Origin of the sequence: Streptomyces sp. KL109B, assembly GCF_030766935.1 — a bacterium.
Lineage (GTDB): Bacteria > Actinomycetota > Actinomycetes > Streptomycetales > Streptomycetaceae > Streptomyces.
The window spans coordinates 476,885-503,003 of record NZ_JASERL010000002.1 but is presented as its reverse complement, the minus strand read 5'-3'; the positions used below and the strand labels follow the sequence as shown (position 1 = coordinate 503,003).

21 protein-coding genes are annotated in these 26,119 nt (G+C 72.7%); 16 read left to right on the top strand and 5 right to left on the bottom strand.

Annotated elements, in window-relative coordinates; translation table 11 throughout:
- The first annotated feature begins 104 nt into the window (after positions 1-104).
- From RBJ65_RS08050 to RBJ65_RS08000, 11 genes are all read left to right on the top strand, one after another.
- Positions 105-2,579, top strand: a complete 2,475-nt coding sequence (locus tag RBJ65_RS08050) for a SpoIIE family protein phosphatase (protein WP_306316342.1) — start codon at positions 105-107, stop codon at positions 2,577-2,579.
- Positions 2,580-2,664: 85 nt separating this feature from the next.
- On the top strand, positions 2,665-3,408 hold the full coding sequence (locus RBJ65_RS08045; protein ID WP_306316343.1) for a class I SAM-dependent methyltransferase: 744 nt from the start codon (positions 2,665-2,667) through the stop codon (positions 3,406-3,408).
- Between the two features lie 145 nt (positions 3,409-3,553).
- The gene (gene fes, locus RBJ65_RS08040; protein WP_306316344.1) at positions 3,554-4,903 is read left to right on the top strand and encodes an enterochelin esterase; all 1,350 of its coding nucleotides are present in this window, start codon (positions 3,554-3,556) and stop codon (positions 4,901-4,903) included.
- Positions 4,904-5,004: 101 nt separating this feature from the next.
- Complete coding sequence (locus RBJ65_RS08035) at positions 5,005-5,838, top strand: M55 family metallopeptidase (protein ID WP_306316345.1); 834 nt, start codon at positions 5,005-5,007, stop codon at positions 5,836-5,838.
- Positions 5,831-7,177: a M20/M25/M40 family metallo-hydrolase gene (locus tag RBJ65_RS08030; RefSeq protein ID WP_306316346.1), complete on the top strand. Its 1,347-nt coding sequence runs from the start codon at positions 5,831-5,833 to the stop codon at positions 7,175-7,177. The genes RBJ65_RS08035 and RBJ65_RS08030 overlap by 8 nt, the downstream gene beginning before the upstream one ends.
- A gap of 86 nt (positions 7,178-7,263) precedes the next feature.
- Positions 7,264-9,378, top strand: coding sequence for an LpqB family beta-propeller domain-containing protein (locus RBJ65_RS08025; RefSeq protein ID WP_306316347.1), 2,115 nt, complete (start codon positions 7,264-7,266; stop codon positions 9,376-9,378).
- Positions 9,375-10,310 carry an LD-carboxypeptidase gene (locus RBJ65_RS08020; protein ID WP_306316348.1) on the top strand — a complete coding sequence of 312 codons (936 nt, stop codon included), beginning with the start codon at positions 9,375-9,377 and terminating at the stop codon, positions 10,308-10,310. The genes RBJ65_RS08025 and RBJ65_RS08020 overlap by 4 nt, the downstream gene beginning before the upstream one ends.
- Before the next feature lie 298 nt (positions 10,311-10,608).
- Positions 10,609-12,396, top strand: a complete 1,788-nt coding sequence (locus tag RBJ65_RS08015) for a CocE/NonD family hydrolase (protein ID WP_372341177.1) — start codon at positions 10,609-10,611, stop codon at positions 12,394-12,396.
- A 303-nt stretch (positions 12,397-12,699) separates the two neighbouring features.
- A complete protein-coding gene (locus RBJ65_RS08010; protein WP_306316349.1) occupies positions 12,700-12,942 on the top strand; it encodes a LapA family protein in 243 nt (80 codons plus the stop codon).
- Positions 12,939-13,322 carry a hypothetical protein gene (locus RBJ65_RS08005; RefSeq protein ID WP_306316350.1) on the top strand — a complete coding sequence of 128 codons (384 nt, stop codon included), beginning with the start codon at positions 12,939-12,941 and terminating at the stop codon, positions 13,320-13,322. The genes RBJ65_RS08010 and RBJ65_RS08005 overlap by 4 nt, the downstream gene beginning before the upstream one ends.
- Positions 13,323-13,363: 41 nt before the next feature.
- Complete coding sequence (locus tag RBJ65_RS08000) at positions 13,364-13,915, top strand: GNAT family N-acetyltransferase (RefSeq protein ID WP_306316351.1); 552 nt, start codon at positions 13,364-13,366, stop codon at positions 13,913-13,915.
- On the opposite strand, the gene RBJ65_RS07995 is transcribed toward RBJ65_RS08000, so the two are convergent.
- Positions 13,899-14,243, bottom strand: a complete 345-nt coding sequence (locus RBJ65_RS07995) for a DUF6204 family protein (RefSeq protein WP_306316352.1) — start codon at positions 14,241-14,243, stop codon at positions 13,899-13,901. The two genes, RBJ65_RS08000 and RBJ65_RS07995, sit on opposite strands and share 17 nt — an antisense overlap.
- Before the next feature lie 148 nt (positions 14,244-14,391).
- Between RBJ65_RS07995 and RBJ65_RS07990 the strand changes: the two genes are divergently transcribed.
- Positions 14,392-16,413, top strand: coding sequence for a DUF5107 domain-containing protein (locus RBJ65_RS07990; RefSeq protein WP_306316353.1), 2,022 nt, complete (start codon positions 14,392-14,394; stop codon positions 16,411-16,413).
- 897 nt (positions 16,414-17,310) lie between these two features.
- Here the strand turns inward: RBJ65_RS07990 and RBJ65_RS07985 are convergent.
- The 4 genes from RBJ65_RS07985 to RBJ65_RS07970 all read right to left on the bottom strand — a co-directional run bounded on the left by RBJ65_RS07985 (position 17,311) and on the right by RBJ65_RS07970 (position 21,340).
- Positions 17,311-18,606, bottom strand: coding sequence for an amidohydrolase (locus RBJ65_RS07985; RefSeq protein WP_306316354.1), 1,296 nt, complete (start codon positions 18,604-18,606; stop codon positions 17,311-17,313).
- A 106-nt stretch (positions 18,607-18,712) separates the two neighbouring features.
- Positions 18,713-19,999, bottom strand: coding sequence for an amidohydrolase family protein (locus RBJ65_RS07980; protein ID WP_306316355.1), 1,287 nt, complete (start codon positions 19,997-19,999; stop codon positions 18,713-18,715).
- A gap of 156 nt (positions 20,000-20,155) precedes the next feature.
- Positions 20,156-20,884, bottom strand: coding sequence for a GntR family transcriptional regulator (locus tag RBJ65_RS07975; protein WP_372341164.1), 729 nt, complete (start codon positions 20,882-20,884; stop codon positions 20,156-20,158).
- A 54-nt stretch (positions 20,885-20,938) separates the two neighbouring features.
- Positions 20,939-21,340 carry a VOC family protein gene (locus RBJ65_RS07970; RefSeq protein WP_306316356.1) on the bottom strand — a complete coding sequence of 134 codons (402 nt, stop codon included), beginning with the start codon at positions 21,338-21,340 and terminating at the stop codon, positions 20,939-20,941.
- 116 nt (positions 21,341-21,456) lie between these two features.
- Between RBJ65_RS07970 and RBJ65_RS07965 the strand changes: the two genes are divergently transcribed.
- From RBJ65_RS07965 to ligD, 4 genes are all read left to right on the top strand, one after another.
- On the top strand, positions 21,457-21,804 hold the full coding sequence (locus RBJ65_RS07965; RefSeq protein ID WP_306316357.1) for a phage holin family protein: 348 nt from the start codon (positions 21,457-21,459) through the stop codon (positions 21,802-21,804).
- Positions 21,805-21,809: 5 nt separating this feature from the next.
- On the top strand, positions 21,810-23,156 hold the full coding sequence (locus RBJ65_RS07960) for an NAD(P)/FAD-dependent oxidoreductase (protein ID WP_306316706.1): 1,347 nt from the start codon (positions 21,810-21,812) through the stop codon (positions 23,154-23,156).
- Complete coding sequence (locus tag RBJ65_RS07955; protein ID WP_306316358.1) at positions 23,153-25,024, top strand: transketolase; 1,872 nt, start codon at positions 23,153-23,155, stop codon at positions 25,022-25,024. The genes RBJ65_RS07960 and RBJ65_RS07955 overlap by 4 nt, the downstream gene beginning before the upstream one ends.
- A gap of 201 nt (positions 25,025-25,225) precedes the next feature.
- Positions 25,226-26,098: a non-homologous end-joining DNA ligase gene (ligD, locus tag RBJ65_RS07950; RefSeq protein WP_306316359.1), complete on the top strand. Its 873-nt coding sequence runs from the start codon at positions 25,226-25,228 to the stop codon at positions 26,096-26,098.
- The last annotated feature ends 21 nt before the right edge of the window (positions 26,099-26,119 follow it).

Below are 26,119 nucleotides of genomic sequence, written 5' to 3'. Positions count from 1 at the left end.
CGCACGCCAATTCACCGTAAGCCGCCACCCGCAATCCGGCGGAGCCGTACCGTGGAGAGAGGCGGCGCACACCCCCGGTCGCGCCGGAGGAAAGGAACGCGGCGATGCACGGCACCGGTCAAGCCCCGCAGGGCCGCGTCCCGCTCGCGGTCGTGGTGGTCGACCACACCGGCCGCGTCTCGCACTGGAGCAGCGGCGCCCGCCGCCTCTTCGGCCCGCCCAAGGAAGACGCGGTGGGCCGCCCCGCCGCCGACCTGCTCCCCGTAACCGGCGCCCTGCCCGAAGAGGACCCCGCCCCGCACGACTTGGAGGAGTCGCTCGACGGCCGGCTCTCCTACCCGGCCTCGGGCCGCGCCCGCCTCGACACCAGTGCGGGCCCCCGCGACCGCATCGACGTGCTCTGGTGGGCGTACCCCCTCGTAGGACCGGGCCCGGAACGCCTGCTCGTACTGGCGGCAGACGCCCGCAAGCTGACCAGCGGCACCGACACCGACACCGGCATGGACAGCGGCAGCGACGGGGAATCGCCGGAAACGGAGCGCATCACCCCCGCCTTCGCCCTGCACACGGACTTCCCGGCCGCCGAGGAACTCGCCCACCGGCTCCCCGAGATCCTGCCGAGCATGAGCGTCGCCGAAAGTGCCCGCATCGTCTCTCAGGTGCTCGAACTCGGCTACCCGGTCCTGGAGTTCAGCCAGCACGACCGCGTCCCCGTCACCGCCGACTGGGGCGTGTCCCGGCGTACGGAACGCAAGGCCCGCCGCGCCGAGGCCGCCCGCGCCACCGCGCTCGGCGTACCGTCCCCACGCGCACCCCTCGACGACTCGGACGCCGCCGCCATCACCGACACCGTCGACACCGTCGACACCGGCGACACCGGCGACACCGCAGAGGACCTCGAATACGCCGCCGTCCGTGACCGCCTCGAATTCCTCAACGAGGTGAGCGGCCGCATCGGTTCGTCCCTCGACCTCTCCCGCACCATCGTCGAGGTGAGCCGCGCCGTCGTCCCCCGCTTCACCGACGTGGCGGGCACGTATCTGCGCGAGCAGGTCGTCGCGGGCGAGGGTTTCCCGGAGGGCGCCCCCGACGCCACCACCATGTGGCACCGCGTCGCGCTGGAGCACACCGACGAACCGGGCCGCTGGGACGATGTCGTACCGGTCGGCGAGTCCATGCCGTTCCCGGTGCACACCCCGTTCTTCCAGTGCATGACCAGCGGCGACCCGGTCCTCGTGCCGTACATCTCGGAGGAGATGGGGAACGCGATCGCCTCGCAGTTCGAGAAGCGCGACATCCGCCCGCTGATCAACCACCGCTCGATGCTGGTCGTGCCCCTCAAGGCACGGAACGTTGTCCTCGGCTTCATGATCCTGCTCCGCCACCAGGAGCGCCCCGTCTTCAACGACATGGACCGCGCGACCGGCGCCGAACTCGCGGCGCGCGCAGGCCTCGTACTCGACAACGCGCGCATGTACACGTACCAGGAGGCCGTCGCGGAGACGCTCCAGGACAGCATGCTGCCGCAGATCGAGCCGCACATGCCGGGCTGCGACATCGCCACCCGGTACCTGCCGGGGACCTTGCTGGGGCGGGTCGGCGGCGACTGGTTCGACTCCATCAAGCTGCCCGGCGCGCGTACGGCGCTCGTCGTCGGCGACGTCATGGGGCACGGCCTCAACTCGGCGGCGATGATGGGCCAGTTGCGCACCGCCGTCCAGACGATGGCGGCCCTCGATCTGCCCCCGGCCCAACTCCTGCGCAATCTGGACGACTTGGCGCAGCGCCTCGGCGACAACTACCTCGCCACCTGCCTCTACGCGGTCTACGACCCCATCGAGGGCGAACTGCACCTCGCCAACGCCGGACACATCCCGCCGGTGCTCGTACGGGCCGCCGACGGCGGCAGCGAACTCCTCGAACTGCCCACGGGCGCCCCCATCGGAGTCGGCGGCGTGCCCTTCGAGTCCGTACGGATCCCGGTCGCGCCCGGCGACCGCCTGGTGATGTGCACGGACGGCCTCGTCGAGGTGCGCGGCGAGGACATCGGCGTGGGCCTCGCGACGCTCTGCGAGTCCGCCGCCCACCCGGCCGCCTCCATGGACGACGCCTGCGACACCATCATCCGCTCCCTCGCGACCCGCGGCGGCCGCAAGGACGACGTGGCGCTGCTGCTGGCCCGGCTCAACGGATTCGAGAGCGACGACGTCGCCCACTGGACGCTCGCCCCGGAGCCCACCGAGGTGCCACGCGCGCGTGCCCTCGTCCGCGAACAGCTGGGCCGGTGGGGCCTGTTGGGTATCGCGGACACCGCCGAGCTGATCGTGAGCGAACTCGTCGGCAATGCCGTACGGCATGCGAGTGGCGGCCCCGTACAGCTGCGCCTGGTGCGCTCAGGGACGCTGCTGTGCGAGGTCGAGGACACCGAGCACGCGCTGCCGACGCTGCTCAACGCGGGGCCGGGCGACGAGTTCGGGCGCGGTCTGCGCGTCGTGGCGCGCCTCGCGCGCGCGTGGGGGACGAGCCGCACCGCGACGGGCAAGACGGTCTGGTTCGAACTGAGCGCGTCGCCCCGGTGAAGGTGTGGGCGGCGTGCTTGTGGGGCACACCCTGGCGCGGTAGACCGATCTGACATCTCGGTCGCCGCACCCTGGGGAGGGTTCCATGAGCGTCAGCGAACGCTACAAAGAAGCGTGGGAGAGCTTCTGGGAGGACGCCTCGACGGAGCAGGGCGGAGTCTTCTGGGACTCCGAGCCCGCGCTCACCGCGGGGCTCCACCTCGCCCTGTACGAACCGGAGTTGGCGGCGCCGGGGCTGCCGGTCGTCGACCTGGGCTGCGGCAACGGCACACAGACCCGCTTCATCGCCGACCGCTACCCGAGAGTCGTCGGCGCCGACCTGTCGGCCGCCGCCATCGGCCGGGCCCGCGCGGCCGACCTCGCCGGGCAGGCCGACTACCGGGAGCTCGACGCCACCGACAAGGACCAAATGGGTTCGCTGCACGCCGAGTTGGGTGACGTGAACGTCTATATGCGGGGCGTGCTGCACCAGTGCGAGCCCGTCGACCGGCAGTCGCTCCTCGACGCGATAGCGGTCCTCGTCGGCGAGCGCGGCCGGGGCTTCGTCGTCGAACTGTCGGAGCGGGCGCGCCCCATCCTGGAAGAACTCGCGACGGCCCCGGCCGGACCGCCACCCAAACTGGGCGAGGTCTTCTCGCACGGCATCGCCCCCGGCGAGGTCTCCGACGAGGCGATCCCCGAGTACGCGGCGACGGCCGGCCTCACCGTCCTCGCGTCCGGCGAGCTCCCCCTGGTGACGACGGACTTCTCCCCGGACGGCATGCGTATCGAGCTGCCGTCGAGGTGGCTGGTGGTGGGACGGGCATCTGAGGATGTGCGGGCATATTGAGCCCCTGCGGCGATTGAGCAGCGGGGTCCGGGGCAGAGCCCCGAGGCGTCAACCCCGGCGCCGGTGACACCAATCTCCGGTTGACTTAGCTTAGGCTAAGCTAAGTCAACCGTAAGCCGAGCGCGACGTAGGGAAGTGGTGGGCGATGCAGGCCCCAACGGTGTCGTCCGACCTGTCCTGGGTGTCGGAGGCCGTCCGCCCACACCCCACCACCGGCCCCCGCGTCACCCGCCTCCTCGCCGACCTGGCAGACGCGGACGCACCCCACCGCGAGGCGCTGGTCAACGCGTTCTGGGCGGACGCCACCCGCCTCGGAGCCCCCCTCGTCGAACCCGTCGAGGACGCCCCCGGCTACCACACGCTCACCTTCCTCTACCGCGGCCACCGCACCACCCGCCACGTCCTCCTCTTCTCCAACCGCCTCACCGACCGCGCCCGCCTCGCCGACGCCCTCCTGCGCCACATCCCCGGCACCGACATCTGGCACCTCGGCTTCCGGCTGCGCGCCGACCACCGCGGCGCGTACCGCATCGCCGCCGACATCTCCACCGGTGAACCCCCGGCGGACCCCGCCCGGCTCCAGGAATTCCTGCGCACCCTCCAGCGGTACGCCGCACCCGACCCGCTCAACTCCCGCACCATACCCACCCGTTGGGGCGGCCCCGACTGCTCGGTGTTCGCGCTCCCGGACGCGCCCCCGCAGCCCTGGGAAGGGCGCACCGCCGAGGCACCCCACGGCCGAGTGGAACGCCATCGCGTGGACAGCCCCGCCCTCGGCACGGCACGCGACGTCTGGGTGTACCTCCCCCCGGGAACGGCCGCGGGCCACCGCGACCTGCCCGTCCTCGTCCTCGGCGACGGCGACATGTGGCTCGGCGGCATGGGTCTCCAGGACACCCTGGACGCGCTGATCGCCGACGGGACGCTCCCGCCGCTGATCGTGCTCGCCCCCGACTCCGTCGACAACGCCACCCGCTGGCGCGAGATGGGCGCCCGCGACTCCTACGTCTCGTTCCTCGCGGACGACGTACTGCCGTGGGCCGCGGGTCGCTGGCCGCTCACCACCGACCCGCGCCGCACGGTCGTCGCCGGTCAGAGCCTCGGCGGGCTCACCGCGCTGTACGCGGGCCTGGTGCGGGCCGAGCGGTTCGGCAACGTACTCGCGCAGTCGCCTTCCCTGTGGTGGCACCCCGGACTGCCTGTGGGCGGCGTGCCGCAGACCCCGGTCGTCGGCGAGCCCTGGCTGGTCGGGCGGTACGCGCAGGCCGGGCCGCGCGAGCTGAACGTGCATCTCGACGTGGGGCTCCACGAGGGCCCGATGGTCGGCTACAGCCGCGCCATGCACGAGACGCTGCGCGCCGCCGGACACCCGGTGACCCTGCGGGAGTTCAACGGCGGCCACGACTACGCGTGCTGGCACGGCGCGCTGCTCGACGCGCTCGCGGCCATGCTGGCTCCGGTCATACCGGCTCCGGAGGCCGCCGCAACGCGCTGACGAGCGAGAACTCGCCCAGCCGGGTGTGAAATTGGTCTACGCCACTGGGAGTTATCCACAGCTCTGGTGCCGCGTGGCCGGATCCGCGTACGGTTCTGGCCATGAAGATCCTCATCAGCGCCGACATGGAAGGCGCGACCGGTGTCACCTGGCCCGCGGACGTCCTTCCCGGCACCCCGCAGTGGGAGCGCTGCCGTTCCATGTTCACGTCGGACGTGAACGCGGCGGCGCTCGGCTTCTTCGACGGCGGCGCCGACGAGGTGCTGATCAACGAGGCGCACTGGACGATGCGCAACCTCCTGCTCGAACAGCTCGACGAGCGGGTGGAGATGCTCACCGGACGCCATAAGTCGCTGTCCATGGTGGAGGGCGTCCAGCACGGCGACGTCGACGGCATAGCGTTCATCGGCTATCACGCGGGCGCCGGAATGGAGGGTGTACTCGCGCACACCTACCTGGCGAACCAGATCACGGGCGTCTGGATCAACGATGTGCGCGCGAGCGAGGGCCTTCTGAACGCGCACGTGGTGGCGGAGTACGGCGTCCCCGTCGTCCTCGTCACCGGCGACGACCACGCGTGCGACGACGCGCTCGGGTACGCGCCCGAGGCCCGCAAGGTCGCCGTCAAGGACCACGTCTCGCGGTACGCGGCCGTGTGCCGCACCCCCGCGCGCACCGCCGCCGACATCCGGGCCGCCGCCAAGGACGCCGCGTCGATCGCGGTGCGGCACGAGCCGGTGCAGGCGGGCCCGTTCACGGTCCAGGTGGAGTTCGACGCCGAGCACCTCGCCATGGCGTCGACCGTCGTGCCGGGCGTGACCAGGATCGGCGAGCGCAGGATCGCGTACACGCACGAAACCATGTACGAGGGCATCCGCACCTTCAAGGCGGTCACCACGATCGCCTCGGCCGCGGTGGAGGAACAGTATGGCTGAGCAGACCGTGGGTCCCCTCGGGACCGTCGACCAGCAGGCGCTCGACGAGGTCGTGACCTTCACCTCCGAGCTGATCCGCATCGACACCACCAACCGCGGCGGCGGCGACTGCAAGGAGCGGCCCGCCGCCGAGTACGCGGCGGAGAAGCTGTCCGAGGCGGGCCTGAAGCCGACGATCCTGGAGCGCACCCCGGGCCGCGGCAATGTCGTCGCCCGCATCGAGGGCACCGACCCCACCGCCGACGCCCTGCTCGTCCACGGACACCTGGACGTCGTGCCGGCCGAGGCCGCCGACTGGAGCGTGCACCCGTTCTCCGGCGAGGTGCGCGACGGCGTCGTATGGGGGCGCGGCGCGGTCGACATGAAGAACATGGACGCGATGATCCTCGCGACCGTACGCCAGTGGGCGCGCGTCGGATTCCGGCCGCGGCGCGACATCGTCATCGCCTTCACCGCCGACGAGGAGGCCAGCGCCGAGGACGGTTCCGGTTTCCTCGCCGACGAGCACCCCGGCCTCTTCGAGGGCTGCACGGAGGGCATCAGCGAGTCGGGCGCCTTCACCTTCCACGACGGCGGCGGCAGGCAGCTGTACCCGATCGCGGCGGGGGAGCGCGGCACCGGCTGGCTGAAGCTCACCGCGCGCGGCAGGGCCGGCCACGGCTCGAAGGTCAACAAGGCCAACGCGGTCGGCAGGCTCGCCGCCGCCGTCGCCCGCATCGACGCGCACGAGTGGCCGGTGCGGCTCACCCCGACCGTGCGCGCCGCGCTCACCGAGATGGCCGCGCTGTACGGGATCCCGGCGGACGTGGACGCGCCGGACTTCGACGTCGACGCGCTGCTCGCGGCCCTCGGCCCGGCCGCCGCCCTGGTCGAGCCGACGGTCAGGGGCAGCGCCAACCCGACGATGCTGTCCGCCGGTTACAAGATCAACGTGATTCCGGGGGAGGCCGTCGCGTACGTCGACGGCCGCTATCTGCCGGGCGGCGAGGACGAGTTCAAGACCACCCTCGACAGGCTCACCGGGCCCGACGTGGCGTGGGAGTACCACCACCGCGAGGTCGCCCTCCAGGCCCCGGTCGACTCGCCCACGTACGCGCGGATGCGGGCGGCCGTCGAGGAGTTCGCGCCGGAAGGGCACGTCGTCCCGTACTGCATGTCGGGCGGCACCGACGCCAAGCAGTTCTCCCGGCTCGGCATCACCGGCTACGGCTTCGCCCCGCTCAAGCTCCCCGAGGGCTTCGACTACCAGGCGCTGTTCCACGGCGTGGACGAGCGGGTTCCGGTGGAAGCGCTGCACTTCGGCGTGCGAGTGCTCGACAGATTCCTGCGCACGGCCTGAACAAGCACCCGTAGGACACGGACTAGGAAAAGATGGCGGACGCGAAGAACATGGGGGGCACCGGACAAATGCGGGGCGGGGACGACATGCTGCACACGCGAGAGTACGGATCCTGGCCGTCGCCGATCGACGCCGAACTGGCCGCCGCGCACGACGGCAGGCCCGAGTACGTCGGCTTCGTCGGCGCCGAGGCCTGGTGGACCGAGCCGCGGCCCACCGAGGCGGGCCGCCGCGCCCTGGTGCGCCGCCTCGCCGACGGCACGGAGCGTTCGGTGCTGCCCGCGCCGTGGAACGTACGCAGCCGCGTCATCGAGTACGGCGGCCGCCCCTGGGCGGGCGCCGAGCGCCCCGAAGACCCGCGCGGCCCCCTCGTCGTCTTCGTGAACTTCACCGACCAGCGCCTGTACGCGTACGAACCCGACGCCCCCGGGGCCGAGCCGCGCCCGCTCACGCCCATGTTGGAGACCGGCGGCGGACTGCGCTGGGTCGACCCGCAGTTGCACGTCGAGCGCGGCGAAGTGTGGTGCGTCCTCGAAGAGTTCACCGGCGACGGCGCGGGCGAGCTGCGGCGCCTGGTCGCCGCGGTCCCGCTCGACGGTTCGGCCGCCGAGGACCGGGCCGCGGTGCGCGAACTCAGCGACGACGCCCACCGGTTCGTCACGGCCGCCCGGCTCTCGCCCGACGGGCGGCGCGCCGCGTGGATCGCCTGGGACCACCCGCGGATGCCGTGGGACGGCACGGAGCTGCTGCTCGCGGAGGTCGCCGAGGACGGCACGTTCGGACCGGCGCAGACCGTGGCGGGCGGCGCCGAGGAATCCGTCTGCCAGGTCGAGTGGGCCCCGGACGGCGGGCTGCTGTTCTCCAGCGACCGCAGCGGCTGGTGGAACCTGTACCGGCTCGACGCGCGCGGCGGCTGGGAGGTCCCGCCCACCACGGGACAGCCGGCCGCCCGGGGCGCCGACCTCCGCGGCGCCCCCGCCCTCTCCGTCCCCACCACCCCGCAGCAGCCCTTCGCCCGGCCGACGCTCGCCGTCGCGCGGCCCCTGTGCGACCGCGAGGAGGAGTTCGGCGGGCCGATGTGGAAGGTGGGGCTCAGCTGGTTCAAGCCCCTGGAGGGCGGGCTCATCGCCGTCGTGCACGGCGTCGGCGCCACCGCGCTCGGCATCCTCGACCCGGAGACCGGCGAGGTCGTCGACACGGCCGGGCCGTGGACGGAGTGGTCGTCCACGCTCGCCGTGCACGGCAGCCGCGTCGTCGGCGTCGCCGCGAGCCCCCGCACCGCGCACGAGGTCGTCGAACTCGACACCGGCACCGGGCACACCCGCGTGATCGGCGCCGCGCACGACGACCCGGTCGACCCCGCGTACTACCCCGAACCGCAGATCCGCACCTTCAGCGGCCCCGACGGCCGGGACATCCACGCCCACATCTACCCGCCGCACAGCCCCACCCACATCGCCCCCGACGACGAGCTCCCGCCCTACGTCGTGTGGGCACACGGCGGCCCCACCGGCCACGCACCCCTCGTACTCGACCTGGAGATCGCCTACTTCACCTCGCGCGGCATCGGCGTCGCCGAGGTCAACTACGGCGGCTCCACCGGATACGGCCGCGAGTACCGGGGCCGGCTGCGCGAGCAGTGGGGCGTGGTCGACGTCGAGGACTGCGCGGCCGTCGCCCTCGCGCTCGCCGACGAGGGCACCGCCGACCGCGAGCGGCTCGCCATCCGCGGCGGCAGCGCCGGAGGCTGGACCAGCGCGGCATCCCTGACCAGCACGGACGTCTACGCGTGCGGAACCATCATCTACCCCATCCTCGACCTCTCCGGCTGGGCCGAGGGCGAGACCCACGACTTCGAGTCCCAGTACCTGGAGTCGCTCGTCGGCCCGCTCGCCGAGGTGCCCGCGCGCTACGCGGAGCGCTCACCGGCCGAGCACGCCGACCGGCTCTCGGCGCCGTTCCTGCTCCTCCAGGGACTGGACGACGTGATCTGCCCGCCCGTGCAGTGCGAGCGGTTCCTCGAACGGGTGGAGAGCGAGGGGCGGCGCGTGCCGCACGCGTACATCGCCTTCGAGGGTGAGGGCCACGGCTTCCGCCGGGCGGACACGATGATCCGCGCCCTGGAGGCGGAACTCTCCCTGTACGCCCAGGTGTTCGGCCTCCAGGCCACCGGCATCCCCACCCTGGAGCTGACCAAGTGACGTCAGGGGCGGAGCCGACGCGCAGGCCGCGACGGCTCGCGCCGGGCGCCAGGGTCGCCGTCGTCGCGCCCAGCGGACCGGTCCCCGATGACCGCCTCCAGGCCGGCCTCGACATCCTGCGCGGCTGGGACCTGGACCCGGTCGTGGCACCCCATGTCCTGGACGTACACCGGGAGTTCGACTACCTCGCGGGCACCGACGCCGACCGCGCCGCCGACCTCCAGCGGGCCTGGTGCGACCCGGACGTCGACGCCGTGCTGTGCGCCCGGGGCGGCTACGGCGCGCAGCGGATGGTCGACCTCCTCGACTGGGACGCGATGCGCGCGGCGCCGCCGAAGGCGTTCGTCGGGTACAGCGACATCACCGCGCTGCACGAGGCGTTCGCGGTGCGGCTCGGGGTGAGCACGCTGCACGGGCCGATGGTCGCCACGGCCGACTTCCTCAAGAACCCGCGGGCCCAGGACCATCTGCGGGCGACGCTCTTCGAGCCGGAGACGGTACGGGTGATCGAGGCCGTCGGGGAGAGCTCCGGCGCGCTGGTCCCCGGCACCGCGCGCGGTGTCACCCTCGGCGGCTGCCTGTCGCTGCTCGCGGCGGACCTCGGCGCGGTGGGGGCGCGGGGGTCGGCACGGGGTGGGCTGCTCTGCCTCGAGGACGTCGGCGAGGAGGCGTACCGGATCGACCGCTACCTGACCCAACTCCTGCGCGGCGGCTGGCTGGACGGAGTCTCCGGCATTCTGCTCGGCTCCTGGTCGGAATGCGACCCGCTCCGCGACCTGCTCCTGGACCGCCTCGGCGGGCTCGGCGTTCCGGTAGCCGAGGATTTCGGCTTCGGCCACTGCGCCGGAGCGCTGACGCTGCCGCTCGGGGTACCGGGTGAACTGGACGCGGACGCGGGCACGTTGACGCTGGCCGCTCCCGCGCTGACCTAACCCGTGGCCGGGGCCCGTATCACTGTGCACGCGGCACCGTGCGCCGCCTTGCCCACCCTGCCGCCCAAGGCGAGGGCAGCCAAGCCCCTGCGGCGATTGAGCAGCGGGGTCCGGGGCAGAGCCCCGATCCTTTGGAGTTTCGGCGGCGGATGACCACAATCAAGCCCCGCCGGCGTTTGAGGCGCGGGGTCCGGGGCGGAGCCCCGAGGCGTCGGGCACGGCGGGGTGCGACGCGAAATCCCCCGGCACGGTCATTGCCACCTGATGACACGTGCCACACGATGACTCCGCGCTCACCGTGGAGGTCACCGTGCCCAGATCCCGCCTCGCACTCGCCGCCGCCCTACCCGCCCTCGCGGCCGCCACCCTCACCGCCCCCGCCCACGCCGCAGACACCACCCCCCAAGTCACCCCCACCCCCCTGAAAATCACCGTCCACACCGCAGAGCGAACCTGCACCGTGGACGCCGACCTCTACCGCCCCGCCGGCGTCGACGCCGCCCACCCCGCCCCCGCCGTCCTCACCACGAACGGCTTCGGCGGCAGCAAGGCCGACGGCTCCACCGACGCCACCGCGCGGGCCTTCGCACAGCGCGGCTACGTCGCCCTCGCCTACTCCGGCCTCGGCTTCGGCCGCTCCGGCTGCCTGATCTCCCTCGACGACCCCCGCATCGACGGCAAGGCCGCCTCCGCCCTCGTCGACCTCCTCGCCGGCACCCGCGCCGCCGACGACGGCACCACGATCGACTACGTCACCGCCGACAAGAAGGGCGATCCACGCGTCGGCATGATCGGCGGCTCGTACGGCGGGGCCATCCAACTGGCGACGGCCGCCGTCGACGACCGCGTCGACGCGCTCGTCCCGCTGATCACCTGGAACGACCTCGCGTACTCCCTCGACCCGCAGAACGCACGCGGCCCCGAGGCCGCCGACGTCCCCGGCGCCTTCAAGTGGCAGTGGACGAACGGCTTCTACCTCATGGGAGAGGGCCAGCCCCTGCTCTCCCCGTCCCTCGACCCGTCCCGCATCAACAAGCTCAGCTGCCTGCACTTCGTCGACGACGCCTGCGCCACCGTCCGCACACTCAACTCGGGCCGCTACCCGGCCGCCGAGACCAAGCGCCTCCTCGACTACGCCCGCGGCGTGTCCCCGGTGTCGTACCTGAAGCAGGTGAAGGCGCCGACGCTGCTCGTGCAGGGGCAGGCCGACTCGCTGTTCAACCTGAACGAGGCGCAGGCGACGTACGAGACGCTCACCGCGCAGGGCACGCCCGCCAAGATGATCTGGCAGTCGTGGGGCCACAGCGGCGGCCTCACCGACCCGGCGTCCGGAGAACTCGACCTGTCCAAGGGCAACTTGGAGACCAGCTACGTAGGGCAGCGGATCCTGTCCTGGTTCGACCGCTACCTGCACAAGCAGGACGGCACCGACACCGGCCCCGCCTTCGCCTACTACCGCGACTGGACCACCGATCCCAACCGGACGTACGCGACCGCGCCCGCCGTCCCCGCCCTCAACCGCACCCTGTACCTGTCCGGTGACGGGAAGCTCGTCGACAACCGGAAGAAGGTGGCCCGGGGCAGCCGTGAGTACCGGAACTGGCCCGTCCCGACCAGCCACTCCGAGTCCTCGCTCGCGGGCCTGATCGGAATCCCCGACCCCGCCCCGTACGACACGAAGGGCACGTATCTCGACTGGACCACCGAGCCGCTGACCGCCGCCACCGACGTCGTCGGCGCCCCGAAGGCGACGCTCAAGGTGGTCTCGCCGAAGGCGGAGCGCACCCAGGGCTCCGGCGACGCCGCCGACAAGCTGGTGCTCTTCGCGAAGCTGTACGACGTGGCGCCCGACGGTACGAAGACGCTGGTGCACCGGCTCGTCGCCCCGGTCCGCGTGCCCGATGTCACCCGCCCCTTCACGGTCTCGCTCCCCGGCATCGTGCACCGCTACGAGAAGGGCCACCGGATCCGCTTCGTGATCGCCGCGAGCGACGACGCGTACGGCGGCAACAAGGGGGTCAAACCGGTCACCGTCACCAGCTCCCCGGCCGACACCGGCACCGTACAGCTGCCCGTGGTGCCCTAGGGCCCTTCTGACGGATCTTGCCGGAGTCGCGGGCCCTGGTGCGCGCATCTGCGGCGTTGTCGTCGGTTGCCAACGCTCCGCGTTGACGCCCTCCTCCGCCTTGCAGCTGCACGCACCAGCCCCCGCTCGCGGAGCCGAATGGAACGGCCTCCCGCCGTCCAGCCTGATCCGTCAGAAGGGCCCTAGCGCCCCCGCAGGCGTCACCCGTACGGGCCCCTGACCTGTGCGTTCGTGCCGCCTCCCCGGACATGCTGAGCGGGGAGGCGGCAATGGCCTCCGGGGGACCGACGGAAGGGTCCATCGATGAGCCCCAAGGACAGTGCGAGCTCCTCGAAGAACGGCGGCTACGGCACGTTCACGCCGGCCAGGATCGGCGTGCTCGTCCTGGCCGTGCTCGGCCTGATCTTCATCTTCGAGAACACCCGACACGTGAAGATCCGGCTGCTGATCCCCGAGGTCACCGTGCCGCTGTACCTGGCGCTGCTGGCCACGGCGGTCATCGGCGCGATCTGCGGGGGCTACTTCGTGGCGAGGAGACGCAAATGAGGCAAGCGAGACGATACGCAAGGCGAGACACGAGGCGACTGGCGACAGTCACGGCAGGGGCGCTGCTCGCCCTGACGGCGTCGATGGGATCGGCGACATCGGCGGTCGCCGCCGGGGCGGCCGGTGGCGCCGGGGTCGCCGACGGGCCGAAGATGCCGGACTTCCGGGGACGCGGACTGATCCACGTGTTCTCCGGGGTCGACTACCGCACCAAGGTCGAGGTGCGCGACGTCGGCGGCGACCACCGCAATGTGCTGTGGCCGCTGAGCTGGAAGGTGTGTGCCCAGTCCCCGGACGAGGGCAAGGAGATCGGCGACAGGACCGTGCGCATCGGTGTCGTCAAGAACAACGAGAAGTGCCCCAAGGGAGCGTCCGTCTAGCCACTGCCACGTGCCATTCGCGCGGCTCTTAGGCTGGCCCGATGGCCGACGACTACCTCTCCACGGGCGCCCGGGTGGGCCTTCGCCCCTACTCCCTCGACGAGGCCGACATCGGCGAGTTCACCGCGCGGGCGCGCGAGAGCGTCGAGCTGCACCGGCCCTGGCTGTTCCCGCCGACCACGGCCAGGGCCTACGCGCGGTACGCGGGGCGGCTCATCGAGGACCCGACCCGGCACGGCTTCCTGGTGTACGAACGGGATGGCGGCGCGGCCGAAGGCGCGGCCCTCGCCGGATTCATCAACATCAACAACGTGGTGCTCGGCGCGTTCCGCTGCGGCGTCCTCGGCTACGGCGCCTTCGCGCACGCCGCCGGGCGCGGGCTGATGTCCGAGGCGCTCGGCCTCGTCGTACGGCAGGCGTTCGGGCCGCTCGGGCTGCACCGCCTGGAGATCAATGTGCAGCCCGGCAACGCGGCGTCGATCGCGCTCGCCCGCCGCGCCGGATTCCGCCGCGAAGGGTTCTCGCCGGACTTCCTCTTCATCGACGGGGCCTGGCGCGATCACGAACGCTGGGCGCTCACCGCTTCCGATTGATCTTCATGGTGTCCATGTCGGTGACGGTCGAGCGCAGCTCCCCGTGCCCGTACCCGCGCTCCTTCAGATACGCCTCCGCCTTCTCCTCGGCGAGCGCGCCCGCCATCTCGTCGCCGTCGTCCGGGTCGGACTCGACGACGTAACGCATGGAGAAGTGCTTGAGCGTGCGGTCGTACGCGAGCGAACCCTCCGGGCCGAACCTCATGCCCGCGATGCCCTCGTGCTCGGCGACCTCGGCGAGCAGCCGCTCCCGCGCCGCGTCGGTGAGGTCCTCGAAGGTGGCGCGGACGATGACTCGGTAGGTGTGGGTCGTCTGGCTCTCGGCCATGGTGGTGCTCGCTCCTTGTACGGACGTCATGCGCGCAGTGCGACGCGCAGTGCGCTGAAGGCGTCAGCGTACGTGGGGTGTGCCGCGAGCGCCTTTGCTTAATTCTGACCGGAGGCCACCCTGGTCAGCTCCCTCGGGACCCTGTTCCATGGTCATCGGGGCGGGCCGCGCCCCGTGGCGACGGGAGGCACACGTGACCGAGATCCGCCGTGCGGTACTGACTCTGCCGGGCGTGCCCCTGGGCCCCGACAATCCGCTGCCGCCGCTGCGGCCCCTCGACGAGATGCACGAGGTCGACGAGCGCGCCAAGGACGACATGCCGCTCGACATGGCCCGACAGGTCGGCTACCGGCCGCTGCGCAGCGTGCTGCCCGAGCGGATCCGCGACGGTTACGGGCGCGAGCGCGAGCCGGTCGACCTCGACACGATCGTGATCGAGAACGACCGCCTCCGGGCGACGGTCCTTCCGGGCCTCGGCGGCCGCGTCGCGTCCCTGTTCCACAAGCCGACGGAACGCGAACTCCTCTACCGCAACCCGGTGTTCCAGCCCGCCGACTTCGCGCTCAACGGCGCCTGGTTCTCCGGCGGCATCGAGTGGAACATCGGCGCGACCGGCCACACCGCGCTGTCCTGCGCGCCCCTGCACGCCGCGCGCGTGACGGCGCCCGACGGCGGGCAGATGCTGCGCCTGTGGGAGTGGGAACGGCTGCGCGACCTGCCGTTCCAGGTCGACCTGTGGCTCCCGGACGGCTCCGACTTCCTGTACGTAGGAGTACGCGTCCGCAATCCGCACGAGAGGCCGGCGCCCGCCTACTGGTGGTCGAACATCGCGGTGCCGGAGGAGCGGCGGGTGCTGGCGCCGGCCGAGGAGGCGTGGCACTTCGGGTACGAGCGCAAGCTGAGCCGCGTACCGGTGCCAGAGGCGGCGGGGGTCGACCGTACGTACCCGCTCAACAGCGAGTTCCCCGCCGACTACTTCTACGAGGTCGAGGACGGGCGGCGGCGCTGGGTCGCGGCGCTCGACGACGCCGGGCGGGGCCTCGTGCAGACGTCGACCGATCTGCCGCGCGGCCGGAAGCTGTTCCTGTGGGGTTCGGGGACCGGTGGGCGGCGCTGGCAGGAGTGGCTGACCGAGCCCGGCACGGGAGGCTACTGCGAGATCCAGGCGGGCCTCGCGCGCACCCAGTTGGAACACGTACGCCTGGAGGCGGAGGGCGAGTTCAGCTGGCTGGAGGCGTACGGGCCGCTGGCGGCGGAGCCGGGAGCGGTGCACTCGGGTGAGGACTGGGCCGGCGCGGTCGACGAGGCCGAGCGGCGCCTGGAGGCTGTCCTCCCGCGCGCGGAGGTCGACGCCGCGTACGAGGCGTGGCGGGCCTGCGCGGATGTGGAGCCGGGGGAGCGGCTCGCGGTCGGGTCGGGGTGGGGCGCGCTCGAAGTGCTGCGTACGGGGTGGAAGTTGGCGGGGACGCCGTTCGACGAGTCGACATTGGGTGCGGCGCAGGCGCCGTGGCGCGAGCTGCTGGAGACCGGGGCCTTCCCGGAGCAGCGCAAGGTCGGCCCGCCCGGGCCCACGCTCGTCTCCGCCGCGTGGCGGGACATGCTGGAAACGGCTCCGGCGAGGCCGCTGTCCGAGTTCCACCTGGGTGTCGCGCAGTGGCACGCGGGGGATCGGGCGCAGGCCGTACGCAGTTGGGAGCGTGGGCTCGAACTGGCGCCCTCGCGTTGGCCGTTGCTGCGGTGCCTGGCCGTCGCCGACGCCGAGGACGGCAACACGGAGCGCGCCGCGGACCGTTACGCCGAGGCCTTCGACGACTTGTGCGTGGAGCGCCGCGATGACGGTGAGCCGTGGCGGGCGGCGAGTGCGGCGCTGGGGCGCGAGGCGATCGGTGTGCTGTTGGCGGCGGGGCGGGTGGCGGCGGCCCGCGCGGTGTGGACCCGGCTGTCCCCGGCCACCCGGGAGCGGGGGCGCTACCGCTTGATCGAGGCGCAACTCCTGTGTGCGGAAGGTGACTTGGTGGCGGCCCGGGCGGTGTTCGACGCCGGGTTCGAGGTGGCGGACCTCCGTGAGGGCGCCGAGACGATCGGCGAGGTCTGGGAACAGGTAGCCGCCCCCGGGGAGCCGCTCCCCGCGCGGTACGAGTTCCGGATGCGCCCTGACGGCGAGCCGTAGCCTCTCCGGCGGGGTCTGGGCCGGGGGTGACGCCTGCCACGGGGTTTCTACCTGTGCCGGGGTCGGCGCGTGCCGCGGGGGCGGCCTGTGCCGGGGCTTTTGACGTGTGCCGGGGTCGGCGCCTGTCGTCCTGTGCGGGCGGCACCGGGGTCTTTGGCCTGTGCCGGGGTCGGCGCCGGTCACCGGCGCGGCCGGTACCGGGGGCCTCGTCCCGTACTGGGGTCGACGCCTGCCACCGGTGCGCCGGTAACGGGGCCCTTGCCCCACCCGTACCGGGGTCGGCGCCGGCCGTCCTGTGCACGCGGCACCGTGCGCCGCCTTGCCCACCCTGCCGCCCCAGGCGGCAGATTGCCCAAGGCGGGTGGCGTCGACCGCGACGGGTCGGGAGCCGTGGGCGGGGGCGGCTGGCCGAGGTTGGGGCGCGGCACCCCGTCGGGCCGACGCCCCCGGAGGGGGCGGGTGGGTGGGAGATGGGCGGGCGGCGGCCCCGAGGCCCGCGGGCGCCGATCACCACAAGTGACCGCTCCGGGCCCAATCACCGTGAGCGGCCCCTCCGGGCCCGATCACCGCGAGCGGCCCATCCGGGCCCAACCACCGTGAGCGGCCATCCGGTCCCGATCACCGTGGGCGGCCCCTCCGGTCCCGATCACCGTGAGCGGGCCATCCGGGCCCAATCACCGTGAGCGGCCCCTCCGGTCCCGATCGCCACGGTCGGGCCATCCGGGCCCGGTCCCCACGGGTGGGCGCACATCAAGCCCCTGCGGCGATTGAGCAGCGGGGCCCGGGGCAGAGCCCCGAGGCGTTGGTGGAAGGGGGCCGGGTGGGCACATCGAGCCCCTGCGGCGATTGAGCAGCGGGGGCCGGGGCGGAGCCCCGAGGCGTAGGGGGACGGAGGGGTTATACCAAGTCGCCGTTGCGGGCGACCACTTGGCCGGCGTGCACCACCACATCCCGTTGCGGCATATCGACCACAACCTGCGGAACGCACTCGCCGCGCAACAGCACGAAGTCCGCCGGATCCCCCGCCTCGAACTCGACGCGAGGAAGCGCCATGACGTCCGCCCCACCGTGCGCCCCCGCCGAATAACACGCGGCCAGCTCCTCGTCGAGCCGGACATCGGTGACCCAGCCGAGAAGATGCGCCCGGTGCAGCATGTCCGCGTTGCCGAACGGGCTCCAGGAGTCGCGGACCCCGTCCGAACCGAGCCCGACCCGCACCCCGTGCTCCTTCAACTTGGCGATCGGCAGCACCAGCTCCGCGCTCGGCGCGACGGTCGTGAGGGCGATGTCGAGGTCCGCCAAGTCCCCGGCCATCGCGTCGAGTTCGGCATCCTTCAGCATCGGCAGGCAGAAGACATGACTCACCGTCACCTTTCCGCGCAGCGACAGCGCCCGCGTACGCTCGACGATGCCGCGCAGCACCTTCGTACCCTTCTCGTCACGGTCGTGGAGGTGGATGTCGACACCCACGCCGTACCGGTCCGCGAGGTCGAAGACGAGGTCGAGCTGTTCGTCCATGGCCTGGTCGAAGCTGATCGGGTCGATGCCGCCGATCATGTCGACGAGCCCGTCGCGCGCCGCGGCCCGCAGCAACTCCGACGTGCCGGGCGTACGCACCACACCGTGCTGCGGGAACGCCACGATCTGCACGTCGAGGGCGTCCGCGAGCCGGTCCCGCGCCTCGGCCACCGCCTCCACCCCGTCCAGACCATAGGCGGGCGCCACGTCCGCGTGCGCCCGCATCGCCCGCGTGCCACGCGTCACGGCGTGCGCCATCAGGCCGTACGCCCGCTCGCCGACCGAGCGGCGCTGCGTACGGAACACCTCGACGTCCTGCTCGCAGTAGTCCGCGATGCCGTCGGCCGGCTTGCGCGAGATCCAGTCGCTGCCCCACGTCGTCTTGTCGGGGTGGATGTGCGCGTCCACCAGCGACGGAAGCGCGATCCGGCCGCCGCCGTCGACGATCTTCGCGTGGGCGGGCGCGGGCCCTTCCGTGAACTTCCCGTCCACCACGGTCAGATCCACGGACTCCCGGGCGCCGAAGGGGCGGACGTCGCGGAACACCACGGCCCCGCCGGGACGCCGCCGGTCCTCGGCGGCCTGGGCGGGCGCCGCCGTCGCACCGAGCGCCGCACCGCCGAGTGAAGCCGCGCCCGCGAGAACACCGCGCCGGGACAGGGGAGGAGGAGTCATGCCGTTGCCCTTCGTCGAAACGTCAAGAACTGCCTGCGTGCTACGTGCTACGTGCTGCGTACTCCGTGCTACGTGTTACGTGCTCCGTGTTACGTGCGTACGTCGATCAGACCGCGAAGCCCGAACGCACCACGCCCACCGGCGACTTGAGCACCGACACGTCCTCCAGCGGGTCGCCGTCCACCAGCAGCACATCGCCCGCCGCGCCGCGCGTGAGGCGGCCCGCCGTGCCGTCGAGGCCCAGGAGGTGCGCGGCGCCCGTCGTCGCCGTGCGGATCGCGTCGAGTGCCGGGAGGCCCGCCGACACCATCAACTCGACCTCGCGGCCGATCGGTTCGATCTCACCGCCGGAGGAGTCCGTGCCCGCCGCGAGCGGCACACCCAGCTCGTGCGCGGCCCGCACCGCTTTCTTCAGCGCCGGCAGGTACGTACGGCCGCGCTCGGCGAGCACGGGGTCGTCGGAGTCGACGAGGCCCGCGATCGCGGTGAGGGTGGGCGTGAAGTACGTACCCCTGCGGCGCATTTCGTGCAGTGTGCGCTCGCCGACGAACGCGCCGTGCTCCAGGGAGCGGATGCCCGCGCGCACCGCGTCGTCGCAGCCCTTCTCGCTGTAGCTGTGGCAGAGGACGCCCTTGCCGCCGCGCTTCGCGGCCGCGACGACCTCCGACAGCTGCTCGTACGAGTAGACCTGGGTGAGCGGGTCCTGCTCGGGCAGGCCCGCGCGTTCGTTGACGCGCGTCTTGATGACATCCGCGCCGCGCCCCAGGTTCACCTCGACGACGCGGCGCAGCGCCTCCGCCGAGCGCACGCCGTCCTTGAGGCGGGCGAGCGGGGTGAGGTCCGGGTCGCCGAGGACCGTGTCGCCGAGGTCGGGCGTCACGAAGATGCCGGCGGCCTTGAGGCGGGGCGCGAGTTCGGGGGCCTGGCGGGCCAACTCCCGTACGGCGATGTCCTGGTAGAAGTTCGTGGAGCCGCTGCGCGCGCTGGTGGCGCCCTTGCGGACGGCGTCGCGCGCCTCCTCCGCGGTGTTGAGGTGGATGTGCGCCTCGACGAGTCCGGGCAGCACCCAGCGGCCGTGCGCGTCGAGCCGCTGGACGCCCTCCGGCACGTCGACCCGGTTCCGGGCGCCCGCCGCGCGCACCACGCCCTCCCGGATCACGACGACCGCGTCCTCGGTGACCTCGCCGGTCGCCGGGTCGAGCAGGGTGCCGCCCTCGACGACCAGGTCACCGGCGCGGGAGGCCGTGGCCCCGCGGCGCGCGCCCGATGCGGCGGAGGCCGTCGGCGCACCGGAGCCGAGGGCGGTCGCGGTGCCCGCGAGGACGGCGGACGCGGCGAGGACGCCGCGGCGGGTCAGTCGGCTGGACGGGGGCTCGGCGGGCTCGACGCACATGGGGGCTCCTGGTGGGGGACGGGTGCAGCCAGGAAGAACTGGCCCGCCTTTTTGTATACCAAAGCGCCCCGCGCGACAAGGGAGCCCAAGGGGAATGCGACTTCAGGGCGGCTTATAGCCTGAATAGCCTGATTTCTTTCGGGTTCCCCGCCCAGGTCACTCGCCTTCGGTATACAAAGCGGCGTCTCCGAACAGTGACCTCAGCGCCACCGCCCGGCTGTCCCTGACGTGCAGCAGCGAGCTCGCCACCGCCAACTCCTCGTCGCCCGCCGCGATGTGCCGGAAGATGTCCGCGTGCTGCGCCCGCATGTGCTCCGGCTCCTCGCGCAGCCCGAACAGCAGCTGCAACTGCCAGCTCAGCTGCTCCATGGTGCGGGCAAGCAGCGGGTTGCCGCCGAGCGCCACGATCTCCTCGTGGAACGCCGTGTGCGCGGCCACCTCCCGCTTGCCCTCGTCCGCCGCGGCCGCCCGCTCGGCCCGGTCGAGGCAGGCGCGCAGCGCGTCGAGGGAGGGCGGGTCCTGGCCCGCGACCGCCCGCGCCGCGAGCCGCGCGGCCTGCACGGCGAGCGGCTCCCACACCTCGTACAGATGCCGTACGTCGATCCGCTCCAGGCGGCGCACCCGCACACCGCTGCGCGGCAGCAGTTCCAGCAGGCCCTCGGCGACCAGCGCGCGCAGTGCCTCGCGCACCGGCACCCGCGACATCCGCAGTTCCTCGGCGACCTCCCGCTCCACGAGCCGCGCGCCCATGGGGTAGCGCCGGTCCACGATGCGCTGCCGCACCGCCTCCCGCGCCTGCGCGCTCAGGGACGTACGCCCTTCGTCGGAACCCGCCGTACCGCCCGCCGTACCGGCCGCCGTACCGCCCGTCGTGCTGCCCGCCACGTGCACCGTCCTTCACCCTCGTGCTCCGGGCGAGGATACGTGCCGGGCGGCGGGTCAGGACTGTTCGGCCGCCTCGGGCCGCTCGGCCTGGTCCGGGTCCATGGCCTGGCGGTCGACGTACTCGAAGATCGAGCCGTCCGGGTGCAGCGCGATCAGATTGCGGCCCACCGGCGTCGGTACCGGGCCCGCGATGACCTTGGCGCCGGAGGCGGTGAGGAGGGCGCCCGCCTCGTCGACGTCGGGAACCGCGATCGTCGCCGACACCTTGCGCAGCACGTCGATCTCCGCCTTCGGCCCGCTCATCAGGAGGAAGCAGCCGACCGCGGCCACCGAGACCCCGCCGCGCTCGAACCGCATCGCTCTCGTGCCCGTGAGGTTCTCGTAGAAGTGGACCGTCGACTCCAGCGCCTCCAGGTCCTCGACGCAGACGCGCAGCGTGGTTCCCAGGATCTCCATGGGAGGAGCCTAGTAGGCCGGGCCGGGAACGTGTGATCGTTTCAGGGAAGTCGGAGGCGGTCCCGACAAGCCGCGTCACGTCGTTACGAGGTGGGTGGCACGGGTACCCGGCGCGCATGATGAACCGCATCGACGAGCAGCTGACCGACCAACTGACCGTGCAGGTCACGCGGGCCGTCCGCGAGACGTTGCGCGAGGAGTTCACCGAGTCCGTGCGGGCCCAGCGGCGCAAGGCCGCCCTCTACGCGGGAGCCGGCGTCGCCGCCCTGTACGCGGGGGCCGCCGTGGCGCTCGCGCTGGGGCTCGTCCTCGGCCTCGGCATGCCGGAGTGGGGCGCGGCCCTCGTGGTCGCCGTCGTGCTCGGCGTCGTGGCGTACGCGCTGCGCACCGCCGCGCGACCCGGCAGGCCCGCCGTCCCGACGGCCCCTCCGATGCCGAGCGAACCCCCGAAGGCGGGGGCGTGAGCGCCGTGGGACGGTCCCGAGTCGTGATCGTCGGCGCCGGGTTCGCCGGCTACCGAGCGGCCCGCATGCTGACGCGGGTGGCCCGGGACACCGCCGACGTCACCCTGCTCAATCCCACCGACTACTTTCTGTACCTGCCGCTGTTGCCGCAGGTGGCGGCGGGTTCCCTGGAGCCGCGCCGGGTCACCGTGTCGCTGTCGGGGACGCTGCCGCACGCGCGGCTCGTGCTCGGCGAGGCGGACGGCGTGGACCTCGACGAGCGGGTCGTCTCGTACACCGACCCCGAAGGCGGGCGCGGCACCCTCGCGTACGACCGCCTCGTCCTGGCCGTCGGCAGCGTGAACAAGCTGCTGCCGGTGCCGGGCGTCGCCGAGCACGCGCACGGCTTCCGCGGCATGCCAGAGGCGCTGTACCTGCGCGACCACGTCACCCGGCAGATCGAGCTCGCCGCCGCCTCCGACGACCCGGAGGACTGCCGGGCCCGCTGCACCTTCGTCGTCGTCGGCGCCGGCTACACCGGCACCGAAGTCGCCGCGCAGGGGCAGCTGTTGACCGACGCGCTCGTGAAGAAGCAGCCACTGCGACAGGGCATCCGGCCGCGCTGGATGCTGCTCGACGTCGCGCCGCGCGTCCTGCCGGAACTCGACCAACACCTGTCACGGACCGCCCACAGTGTGCTGCGCGAGCGCGGCGTCGAGATCCGGACCGGGACGTCCGTGAAGGAGGCGACGAAGGACGGAGTCCTGCTGGACGACGGGGAGTTCGTCGACACCCGTACGCTCGTGTGGTGCGTCGGCGTCCGCCCCGACCCGCTCGTCGCCGACCTCGGCCGCCCCCTGGAACGCGGCCGGCTCCTCGTCGACCCGTACCTGAACGTGCCGGGCCACCCCGAGGTGTTCGCGTGCGGCGACGCGGCCGCCGTGCCCGACCTGGAGAAACCGGGCGAGTACACGCCGATGACCGCGCAGCACGCCTGGCGGCAGGGGCGCGTCGCGGGCCTGAACGTCGCCGCGTCCCTCGGCAAGGGCGAGCGCCGCGACTACCGGCACAAGGACCTCGGCTTCACCGTCGACCTCGGCGGCGTGAAGGCCGCCGCGAACCCGCTCGGCGTCCCGCTGTCCGGCCCGGTGGCGGGCGCCGTCACGCGCGGCTACCACCTGGCCGCCATGCCGGGGAACCGGGTGCGGGTCGCCGCCGACTGGCTGCTCGACGCCGTACTGCCGCGCCAGGCCGTCCAGTTGGGGCTCGTCAGGTCGTGGTCGGTGCCGCTCGACACCTCGTCGCCCGAGCTGGCGCGCGTACCCGACGACACCCGCGAGAAGGAACAGCACAACCAAGGAGGTGCCCCGTGACCAGCACGGCGACCACCGCATACAGCGACGCCGAACTGTACGCCATCGGGCAGCAGTTGAGGGTCGACTCGGTCCGCGCCGCGGACGCCGCGGGCTCCGGACACCCCACGTCCTCGATGTCCGCCGCCGACCTGATGGCCGTCCTCCTCGGCCGTCACTTCCGCTACGACTTCGACCGCCCCGCCCACCCAGGCAACGACCGTCTCGTCCTCTCCAAGGGCCATGCCTCACCGCTGCTCTACGCGGCGTACAAGGCGGCGGGCGCCCTCAACGACACCGAACTGCGCACCTTCCGCAAGCACGGCAGCCGCCTCGAAGGGCATCCGACGCCGCGCGCCCTGCCGTGGGTCGAGACGGCCACCGGGTCGCTCGGCCAGGGGCTCCCCGTCGCGGCCGGCATCGCCTGGTCGGGCAAGCGGCTCGACCGGGTCGGATACCAGGTGTACGCGCTGTGCGGCGACAGCGAGATGGCGGAGGGCTCGGTGTGGGAGTGCGCCGAGTACGCCGGGCACGAACAGCTCGACAACCTCGTCGCGATCGTCGACGTCAACCGGCTCGGCCAGCGCGGACCCACCCGGCACGGCCACGACGTCGACGCCTACGCCCGCCGCTTCAAGGCCTTCGACTGGCACACCGTCGTCGTCGACGGGCACGACGTGGCCGACATCGACCGCGCGTACGCGGAGGCCGCGTCGACCGTCGGCCGGCCCACGGCGATCCTCGCCCGCACCCTCAAGGGCAAGGGCGTCGCGGCCGTGGAGGACCGCGAGGGCGCGCACGGAAAGCCGCTGCCGGACGCCGCCGCGGCCATCGAGGAGCTCGGCGGCGACCGGGGCCTGCGCGTCGAGGTGAAGTCGCCGCCCGCCGCGCGCATCCTGCACGCGGTGCGCAGCGGGCGCCTCGATCTGCCGCGCTTCGAGGTCGGCGAGCGGGTCGCCACCCGCGACGCGTACGGCCGGGCGCTCACCGCGCTCGGCTCCGCGCGCGGCGACGTCGTCGCGCTCGACGGCGAGGTCGGCGACTCCACGCGCGCCGAGATGTTCGCCAAGGAGCACCCCGAGCGGTACGGCGAGTGCTACATCGCCGAGCAGCAACTCGTCGCCACGAGCGTCGGGTTGAGCGCGCGCGGCTGGCTGCCGTACGCGGCGACCTTCGCGGCGTTCCTCACCCGCGCGCACGACTTCATCCGCATGGCGTCCATCAGCGGCGCCGACCTCAACCTCGTCGGCTCGCACGCGGGCGTCGCCATCGGTCAGGACGGTCCGTCCCAGATGGGCCTGGAGGACCTGGCGATGTTCCGCGCGATCCACGACACGACGGTCCTGTACCCGTGCGATGCCAACCAGACCGCCCAACTCGTCGGCCGCATGGCCGACTTGACCGGAATCCGCTACCTCCGTACGTCGCGTGGCGCGACCCCCGTCATCTACCCGCCGCACGAGGACTTCCCCGTCGGCGGCAGCAAGGTGTTGCGCTCCGGGGACGGGGACCGGGTGACGGTCGTCGCGGCCGGCGTCACCGTGCACGAGGCGCTGAAGGCGGCGGACGAGCTGGCGGACGCCGGAATCGCGGTCCGCGTGATCGACCTGTACTCCGTCAAGCCCGTCGACCGCCGTGCCCTGCGGGATGCTGCGCGGGCCACCGGGTGTCTGCTCACCGTGGAGGACCACCGGGAGCAGGGGGGACTCGGGGACGCGGTGGCCGAGGCCTTCTCCGACGCGGAGCCCGCTCCGCGGATGGCACGGTTGGGTGTACGTACGATGCCGGGGTCTGCGACGCCGGGTGAACAGTTGGCCGCCGCCGGTATCGACGCGGCCGGGATCGTGGCGGCGGTCGGCTTGCTGGTGGGCCACGCGGTGACGTCTTGACCCCCACGGTTACGCCCACCCGTGGTGACACCCCCGGGGCTCCGCCCCGGACCCCGCTGCTCAATCGCCGCAGGGGCTTGATTGGCCGGCGCTCAATAGCCGCAAGGGGTTGAGTGGGCCTGGCGAAAATCAGCCTCGCCGGCGATTGAGGCGCGGGGGCGCAACCGCGGTGCGGCGCACACGCAACAGAGGAGGCGACACGTGGAGCTTCATCGGCCCGGTAAACACCTCTTCCCGGGGATCACCAAGCGTGACCTCGCCGACTACTACGAGGCCGTCGCCCCCTTCGCGCTCCCACACTTGCGCGGACGCCCCCTCATGCTGGAGCGCCACCCCGACGGCATCGCCGGAGGCCCCCGTTTCATGCAGAAGGACACCCCGGACCACTACCCCGACTGGATCCACCGGGTAGAGGTGCCGAAGGAGGGCGGCACGGTCACGCACACCGTGTGCGACGACACCGCCACCCTGATCTTCCTCGTCGACCAGGCCGCCCTCACCCTGCACCGCTGGCTGTCCCGCGCCGACGACATCGACCACCCCGACCGCCTCGTCTTCGACCTCGACCCCTCCGGCGACGACGACTTCGAGTCCGTACGCGAGGCGGCCCGCCTCCTGCACGCGAAACTCGACGACCTGGGCCTGCCCAGCGCCCCCATGACCACCGGCTCCCGCGGCGTCCACGTCGTCGTACCCCTCGACAGAAGCCAGGACTTCGACGAGACACGGGACTTCGCCCGCCACGTGGCCGACGCCCTCGTCGCCGAACACCCCGACACCCTCACCACGGCCGCCCGCAAGAAGGACCGCGGCGACCGCCTCTACCTGGACGTCATGCGCAACGCCTACGCCCAGACCGCCGTCGCGCCCTACACGGTCCGCGCCAAGCAGGACGCCCCCGTGGCGACACCCCTGACCTGGCGGCAGCTCGGATCCCCCGCCGTGGGGGCCCGGCACTGGACCGTCGCGAACGCGGTCGAGCAGGCCCGCACCGACCCGTGGGAAGGGCTGCTCGGCAAGGGTCGTTCGCTCGGCTCCGCGTGGCGCAAACTCCTTTCGGAGGGCGGGAGTTGAGGTTTGTCCGGCGGGTCTGTG

What these genes read in the sequence shown, in the direction of transcription:
- RBJ65_RS08050 (WP_306316342.1), top strand. Translation starts at nt 105, where the DNA reads ATGCACGGCACCGGTCAAGCCCCGCAGGGCCGCGTCCCGCTCGCGGTC.
- RBJ65_RS08045 (WP_306316343.1), top strand. Translation starts at nt 2,665, where the DNA reads ATGAGCGTCAGCGAACGCTACAAAGAAGCGTGGGAGAGCTTCTGGGAG.
- fes (WP_306316344.1), top strand. Translation starts at nt 3,554, where the DNA reads ATGCAGGCCCCAACGGTGTCGTCCGACCTGTCCTGGGTGTCGGAGGCC.
- RBJ65_RS08035 (WP_306316345.1), top strand. Translation starts at nt 5,005, where the DNA reads ATGAAGATCCTCATCAGCGCCGACATGGAAGGCGCGACCGGTGTCACC.
- RBJ65_RS08030 (WP_306316346.1), top strand. Translation starts at nt 5,831, where the DNA reads ATGGCTGAGCAGACCGTGGGTCCCCTCGGGACCGTCGACCAGCAGGCG.
- RBJ65_RS08025 (WP_306316347.1), top strand. Translation starts at nt 7,264, where the DNA reads ATGCTGCACACGCGAGAGTACGGATCCTGGCCGTCGCCGATCGACGCC.
- RBJ65_RS08010 (WP_306316349.1), top strand. Translation starts at nt 12,700, where the DNA reads ATGAGCCCCAAGGACAGTGCGAGCTCCTCGAAGAACGGCGGCTACGGC.
- RBJ65_RS08005 (WP_306316350.1), top strand. Translation starts at nt 12,939, where the DNA reads ATGAGGCAAGCGAGACGATACGCAAGGCGAGACACGAGGCGACTGGCG.
- RBJ65_RS08000 (WP_306316351.1), top strand. Translation starts at nt 13,364, where the DNA reads ATGGCCGACGACTACCTCTCCACGGGCGCCCGGGTGGGCCTTCGCCCC.
- RBJ65_RS07995 (WP_306316352.1), bottom strand. Translation starts at nt 14,243, where the DNA reads ATGGCCGAGAGCCAGACGACCCACACCTACCGAGTCATCGTCCGCGCC.
- RBJ65_RS07990 (WP_306316353.1), top strand. Translation starts at nt 14,392, where the DNA reads ATGGTCATCGGGGCGGGCCGCGCCCCGTGGCGACGGGAGGCACACGTG.
- RBJ65_RS07985 (WP_306316354.1), bottom strand. Translation starts at nt 18,606, where the DNA reads ATGACTCCTCCTCCCCTGTCCCGGCGCGGTGTTCTCGCGGGCGCGGCT.
- RBJ65_RS07980 (WP_306316355.1), bottom strand. Translation starts at nt 19,999, where the DNA reads ATGTGCGTCGAGCCCGCCGAGCCCCCGTCCAGCCGACTGACCCGCCGC.
- RBJ65_RS07970 (WP_306316356.1), bottom strand. Translation starts at nt 21,340, where the DNA reads ATGGAGATCCTGGGAACCACGCTGCGCGTCTGCGTCGAGGACCTGGAG.
- RBJ65_RS07965 (WP_306316357.1), top strand. Translation starts at nt 21,457, where the DNA reads ATGATGAACCGCATCGACGAGCAGCTGACCGACCAACTGACCGTGCAG.